Below are 6,000 nucleotides of genomic sequence, written 5' to 3'. Positions count from 1 at the left end.
ACTAGTTGCAGTTGACTCCAACGCCTTTTTTGAAGGTGCGGGCGATCAGCGAAGGGTCAGCTTCAATCGAGCTTGGATGGGCGACTTTCGTCGGTTGGCAGCACAAGGGGAGAAGCTCTTACTATCCGTGGTGTGGGACGTCGAGATTCGGCGGCACTTTAGTACTTCAATTGACAGCCAAGTTCAAGTCAAACTGCCAAACTTCGCGAAAATTGGATCAAATAAGGAAGCCGTTAAGGAGCTAAATACTCGCGCTGCTGCGCTAAGCCTTGATGCACAAAGACTCGTCGAGAAGGAGTGGGATTCTGTAAAGACCAGTTTCAACACTGAACTCATCGCAATCCCACACGCACCTACACTCGCTAATGACATATTTCATATGTGGTCCTCTAGTTCATGGCCGTTCGAAAAGAGGAAAGAGAAGAGAGATGAATTTCAGGACGCTTTTGCCCTAACAAGCCTGCTTGCACATGCAGACAGCTTACGTTCAAAACCCGAAAACATAGAAGCTTCAATTTTAGTGATTACAGCCGACCAAGGATGCAGAGAGTTTTGCGCACAGACAGCCTCTCTGATCCCATGCTCGAATATTAACTCCGCCATTGAGTTCTTAAGCCAGCGAAACGAAATTCTGAGACTGGCAGAAAGAAGTCGGGAAATTAGTATCCAACTTGAGGACGCCCAGCATCCGATGTTTTCGCGACTTCATGAGAGTTTGGCACAAATTCAAGCGCAATTTCCACCGCCTTGCTTTTCTTTCACGCGGGACAATCGTGATACTTTGGGATGGCTACGAAACCTAAGTATAGATTCAATTACCTTATTGAAGGCCGGACCAAGGGGAACCAATGTCGAAGTGCTTGAGGAACGGGATAACGTTCTCCATATTAAAGGGAGAGTTCGTTTCGAGCTAACACTATCACTAAATTCCCCAGGGTATATAGAAAGAACAGCCATTCCCTCAGCCGAAGTCGTGGTCTCGAATGGAAAATTCACATTTGACACTGACTTCGCTGCCGGAAATCAAGGCGACCACTGGTTTGGCGGAGTTACAAACATATCTCAGCCGCTAAGAATAGCTATGCTATGAATCAACGGTTGATTGCGCGTGATCTTGAGTGCGGCCTAACCATTCGCTCAACCAGACCCATTGCGGTATGCGGCTAGCTCAAACGATAGGCGCCGGATAATTTGTAATTAAACAGCGCCTAAAAGTTTTCACCTGCTCCAGCAGACGGCTCGCGTGTAAGGGCGAATTGATTCGCCCTTTTGCCGCTATTGATACCAAAGGCCGAATTTAGATTGGATCGGTACTGTTAGCAGTAACTTAATCGGTAAGTTGTTCCGCAGTCGCCAGAATTTTCACTAAATCGTCATTCTGGCTGTCGAGTATTTCCAGACAAACAGCCTCATCCAAACCCAGTAATTCCGGCACGTCTTCCGGACAAATCTGATTCACCGCATCACCTATTCCTAAGCGTCCCAACAGACAATCGCTATAAAACGTCAACAGATTCAGTTGATGGTTTTCACCGCGATAACATGGGTTGTGATGGTGGTAGACAATATCGGTGATCATGCGCGGCATGGACCACACATTCATTAGCCAGGCGCCGATTTCGGCATGATTGAGGCCGAAGGCAAAGGTTTCCAGATTGAAAATCGCCAAACTGGGATTGGCGTTGATCAAGCCGCTCAAATAGCTAAATTCGTCAGGAAAACGATGGCCCAATAACGGGAAACCGATATTGTGCATTAACCCGGATAAAAACAAGGCTTGCGGTTCCGGCCGCGCGGCGGCGGGCATAACGGCCGCCAACTGCGCCATCAAGCGGGTGCTGGCCAAGGCATGGGTCCAAAACATCCGCGTACCTATCTGCCCTTCCTTGGGTGACTTCAACGGTGCCAGCACCGCCAAACCCAAAGCCAAATCCAATACAAAATCAAACCCCAATACGCGGGTAATCGCATCATGTACGGTCGTGATCTGGCCGCGATAACCGTATAGAGCTGAACTGGCCCAGCGAGTAATTTGCGCGGTCAGCAAGGGATCAAGTTCGATGATGTCGGCTAATTTACGAGCATCCGCACCAGGATCGGCGATCAGATTCAATATGCGCAGCGCGCTGCCGGGCAAGGGCGGCAAGGCTTTAATCTGGGCGATAGTCTCGCGCATGTCGCGCGGCGGGGTTAAACCGTTGCGTTGCCGGCTGCCAATATTGTCGAGCGTCCAGTTTATCAGGTTGGATTCCATCATTGCTCCGCCACTTAATTCAGATTGAGTCGGTTAAGCTTACGGTACAGCGTTCGTTCGCTGATATTCATTTCCGCCGCTATCAATTTGCGATTCCCCTGATACTTGCTGATCAAACTATTGATAAACTCCGCCTCGAACTGCGCCATACTGTTAATCGGTAAGGGATGCGCATCGCCACTTGCCTCACGGGCAGCGGCCGGCTCAACACCCGCTTGGCGCTGCATGAAATGAATGTCGGCTTCTTGAATGCTCTTATCCTTACACAAGCCGGCCGCCAGTTGCAGACAGTTTCTCAGTTCACGGATATTGCCGGGCCAGGCATATTGGATAAGCTTGATTAAGGCCGATTGCGTAATCGCATAGCCGCTATCGGCGTCCGTGTTCAACTGTGCTAAAAAATGATCGATCAATAAGGGCAAATCCTGTCTACGCTGCCGCAGTGGCGGCACTTCGACCGGAAACACCGACAACCGGTAGAACAAATCTTCGCGAAACCGACCGACTTTGACCATGTCCGCTAAATTTCTATGTGTAGCACACACCACTCTGACATTGGCTTTTTGCATCGCCGTGCCGCCCACCCGCCGAAATTGGCCGCTTTCCAGGGCTCGCAATAATTTGGGCTGTTGCGATAGCGGTAGGTCGCCAATTTCATCGAAGAACAAGGTGCCATTATTGGCTAATTCGAACAAGCCTTTTTTCGCGGATGTCGCACCGGTAAAAGCGCCCTTTTCATGCCCGAACAATTCGCTTTCAAATAACTCTTCGCCAAGAATCGTACAATCGACAATCACAAAATCGCCATCCGCCTGCCTGGAATGACTATGCACAAATTCGGCGGCCAATTCCTTACCGGTGCCGGTTTCGCCAAGCAATAATACCGGTGCTTGCGTATCGGCCGCCTGTTGCAGCCGGGTTTTATATTGCGCAAACACCGCAGACTTACCGATCATGGCCGGAGCCTCGTGGCCTTTAGCCGCGGACTTTTTTAATACGGTCAGCGTTTCGCCCAAATACAGGGTGGCATCGGCGTCCAACAACGGAAAACCGCGCGCACTGAATGAGCGCAGGGAACTGGCATCGCTGCTGTCGGCAAAGATACCGGCGTAGGCTTCCAGAGTCTGAAACAAGCGCTGGTGGCGGCAATTGCGGTTTTCGACGCAGCACGGTTGACCGACCAGATTCTGGCGCATGACGCCAAAACTATGTTCCCAAGCGCGATTCACTGCCACGATACGTAAGTCGGCGCCGATTATGATCAGCGGCAAATCATGAGTTTCCAGCAACGATTCCAGCGTAAAAGCACTTTGCGGCATAAATTCCTATCAATGTTTTCGGTGTTGTCAGCGTATTAAGGGCCATTTTACCAAAAACGACCCAAACCAAGGCCTACAGCCCTTGGCATCGATATTGTAGTACCGCTAAGGATAGCTCATTCATCATCAGGGAACATCTATGAAAGTTGGACACCCGCCGCCCCTATGTTTTAACCTCAGGGCGAGGATTGACGTCCCAATCGTCCAAGCCCCACAGCCGTCTCGGCGATCTTGGACCATTGATTGCATTTAACGGAGTATCAGGAAAGCACAAAGGACATGAAGGCACCAACGATACTATACCCATTGACCCAATATTGAGCACGGTACCGGAACCCAAATCTATCCCATTAGTGACAACTGACTAGCGAGGCTGGCTTTATAGCCGTGGGAATAACTACAGACTTGCCGGGGCTTACTATCCGCACGGGGCTGGCAATCGGCCCCGTACAGTTTTTAACTTGCGTATATTTACATCTGCGATTGCAGATAGTTTTGAATGCCGACTTTTTCGATCAGGTCCATCTGGGTTTCCAACCAATCGACGTGCTCTTCTTCGTTTTCCAGAATATGCTCGAACAACTCTCTGGAGACGTAGTCGTTGATGCTTTCGCAATAAGCAATCGCATCTCTTAATAATGGCAAGGCCAGATGCTCCAATTTAAGGTCGCATTCCAGCATTTCCTTGGGGTTTTCGCCTATCATCAATCGGCCCAGACTCTGTAGGTTAGGCAAGCCTTCCAGAAACAAGATCCTCTCGATCAATTGATCGGCGTGTTTCATCTCGTCAATCGATTCGTGATATTCCTTTTCATTCAGCTTTTGAAAGCCCCAATTTTTGAACATCCGGGCGTGCAAAAAATATTGATTGATGGCCGTTAATTCGTTTTCTAGTGCTTTATTTAAAAATTCGATAACCTTTTTATCGCCTTGCATGTCAAATCTCCCGGGTTTTAGTGATTAGTTGTGCATCATTGGCAGCCTGCATTAGCCGACATGCATTTTTTCGATCCAAAATTTGCGCGATGTCCTTGTTGCATTTACCGCAATCGCCACCGACGCCGAAACACTTAACCAGCTGTTTCCGCGAGCATAAACCGCTGTCTATGGCGGCATCAAGTTGGCTATCGGTTACGGCTTTGCAGACACAAACGTACATAGGCTAAGCCACCCGCCTCCGCTGGACTTGCGCGGGATCGGCGGTAATTTTACGATAAATCTCCACGCGATCACCTTCCTTGACCGGCGCATCCAATTTTGCCAGTTTACCGAAAATCCCGACCTTTTGGCTCTCCAGATCGATCTCCGGATACTGCGTCAACACGCCGGACAATTCGATAGCTTCGGCAATGGTACTGCCTTCCGGCACCTCCAGCCGCAACCAGATTTGCCTGTCCGCCTGCGCATAACATACACCCACATTCATAGTTTACGCCCCTTCTTCCAAGACAATCGTATCAATAATGGTAGGTTCGGTAATTTTAGCCGCCGCTTTCCGGTCCAACAACCGTTTCAGCGCCACCATGAAACCCAGCATGATGAAACCGCCCGGCGGCAAGGCCATCAACAAAAAGCCTTTGTATTCCGGAATCAAGGTCGTTTCCAGAAACCGGAAACTTTCGCCCAACAGCACCGACGCGTTGGCGAACAACGTGCCGGCCGAGCTAATTTCCCGCATCGCGCCCAACACCACCATGGCTGCGGTAAAGCCCACGCCCATCATCAAGCCATCCCACATCGACGGCATCACCGGTTGTTTGGAGGCAAAGGCTTCGGCCCGGCCGAGAATGACGCAGTTGGTAACAATCAACGGGATAAACAAGCCCAGCACCTTATGCAATTCGTGCATCCAGGCATTCAGAAAAATATCCACCAAGGTTACCAATGCGGCAATCAGCAACACGAAAATCGGGATACGGATTTCCGAGGGAATCAGATGCCGACTCACCGATACGGCGGCATTGGATGCCACCATCACGACCATGGTCGCCAAGCCCATCCCCAAACCGTTGGTTGCCGTCCCGGTCACCGCCAGCAACGGGCATAAGGCCAGATTCTGTGTCAGCACCACGTTATTGTCCCAAAGGCCGTCGCGGGCGATTTTTCTATATTGTTCTGAAAACAGAATCGAAAGATTCATGATGGTTTCTCCAAAAATCGTGATTAGGTGTTAATACCCGAGAAGATCGCGACGGTTTTCTTCCCGTATGCCGCGCCGAGCACCGCAGTTTTTGAACGGAATAGCCCGGAGGGGCGATGCAGGGATGCATCGCGTTGCCGAAGGGGCAGGAAGCCCCTTTCGGCAACCCCGTTCAAAAACTGTGGAGCGCAGGATCAAAGCGGCATCCGGGTGGCCTTTCTTTTGGTTACTTTTCTTTGGCCAAGCAAAGAAAAGTAACTCGGCCGTCGGTCCGAGAACCGACTTCA

General features: G+C 50.4%; 7 protein-coding genes. 1 reads left to right on the top strand and 6 read right to left on the bottom strand.

From position 1 onward, the window contains the following. The coding region (locus NP589_RS18260) for a PIN domain-containing protein (RefSeq protein WP_256608250.1) at positions 1–1,090 on the top strand (1,090 nt) is incomplete at its 5' end. Positions 1,091–1,327: 237 nt separating this feature from the next. Here the strand turns inward: NP589_RS18260 and NP589_RS18255 are convergent. The 6 genes from NP589_RS18255 to NP589_RS18230 form a co-directional block, all read right to left on the bottom strand. Further along, positions 1,328–2,257, bottom strand: coding sequence for an HDOD domain-containing protein (locus NP589_RS18255; RefSeq protein WP_256608249.1), 930 nt, complete (start codon positions 2,255–2,257; stop codon positions 1,328–1,330). Positions 2,258–2,268: 11 nt separating this feature from the next. Beyond that, positions 2,269–3,573 (bottom strand): sigma-54 interaction domain-containing protein, encoded by a 1,305-nt coding sequence (locus tag NP589_RS18250; RefSeq protein ID WP_256608248.1) that lies wholly within the window; start codon positions 3,571–3,573, stop codon positions 2,269–2,271. A gap of 471 nt (positions 3,574–4,044) precedes the next feature. Then, a complete protein-coding gene (bfr, locus tag NP589_RS18245) occupies positions 4,045–4,509 on the bottom strand; it encodes a bacterioferritin (RefSeq protein ID WP_064009951.1) in 465 nt (154 codons plus the stop codon). 1 nt (position 4,510) lies between these two features. Beyond that, positions 4,511–4,732: a (2Fe-2S)-binding protein gene (locus NP589_RS18240; protein WP_064009952.1), complete on the bottom strand. Its 222-nt coding sequence runs from the start codon at positions 4,730–4,732 to the stop codon at positions 4,511–4,513. A gap of 3 nt (positions 4,733–4,735) precedes the next feature. Next, positions 4,736–4,999, bottom strand: coding sequence for an RnfH family protein (locus NP589_RS18235; RefSeq protein ID WP_020485093.1), 264 nt, complete (start codon positions 4,997–4,999; stop codon positions 4,736–4,738). Positions 5,000–5,002: 3 nt separating this feature from the next. Beyond that, positions 5,003–5,713 (bottom strand): electron transport complex subunit E, encoded by a 711-nt coding sequence (locus NP589_RS18230; protein WP_256608247.1) that lies wholly within the window; start codon positions 5,711–5,713, stop codon positions 5,003–5,005. Positions 5,714–6,000: the final 287 nt, after the last annotated feature.

The sequence above is a fragment of the Methylomonas rosea genome (genome assembly GCF_024505055.1).
GTDB lineage: Bacteria > Pseudomonadota > Gammaproteobacteria > Methylococcales > Methylomonadaceae > Methylomonas > Methylomonas rosea.
The sequence above is the reverse complement of the archived record's forward strand: the minus strand, read 5'-3'. Positions and strand labels throughout refer to the sequence as shown.

What these genes read in the sequence shown, in the direction of transcription:
- NP589_RS18255 (WP_256608249.1), bottom strand. Translation starts at nt 2,257, where the DNA reads ATGATGGAATCCAACCTGATAAACTGGACGCTCGACAATATTGGCAGC.
- NP589_RS18250 (WP_256608248.1), bottom strand. Translation starts at nt 3,573, where the DNA reads ATGCCGCAAAGTGCTTTTACGCTGGAATCGTTGCTGGAAACTCATGAT.
- bfr (WP_064009951.1), bottom strand. Translation starts at nt 4,509, where the DNA reads ATGCAAGGCGATAAAAAGGTTATCGAATTTTTAAATAAAGCACTAGAA.
- NP589_RS18240 (WP_064009952.1), bottom strand. Translation starts at nt 4,732, where the DNA reads ATGTACGTTTGTGTCTGCAAAGCCGTAACCGATAGCCAACTTGATGCC.
- NP589_RS18235 (WP_020485093.1), bottom strand. Translation starts at nt 4,999, where the DNA reads ATGAATGTGGGTGTATGTTATGCGCAGGCGGACAGGCAAATCTGGTTG.
- NP589_RS18230 (WP_256608247.1), bottom strand. Translation starts at nt 5,713, where the DNA reads ATGAATCTTTCGATTCTGTTTTCAGAACAATATAGAAAAATCGCCCGC.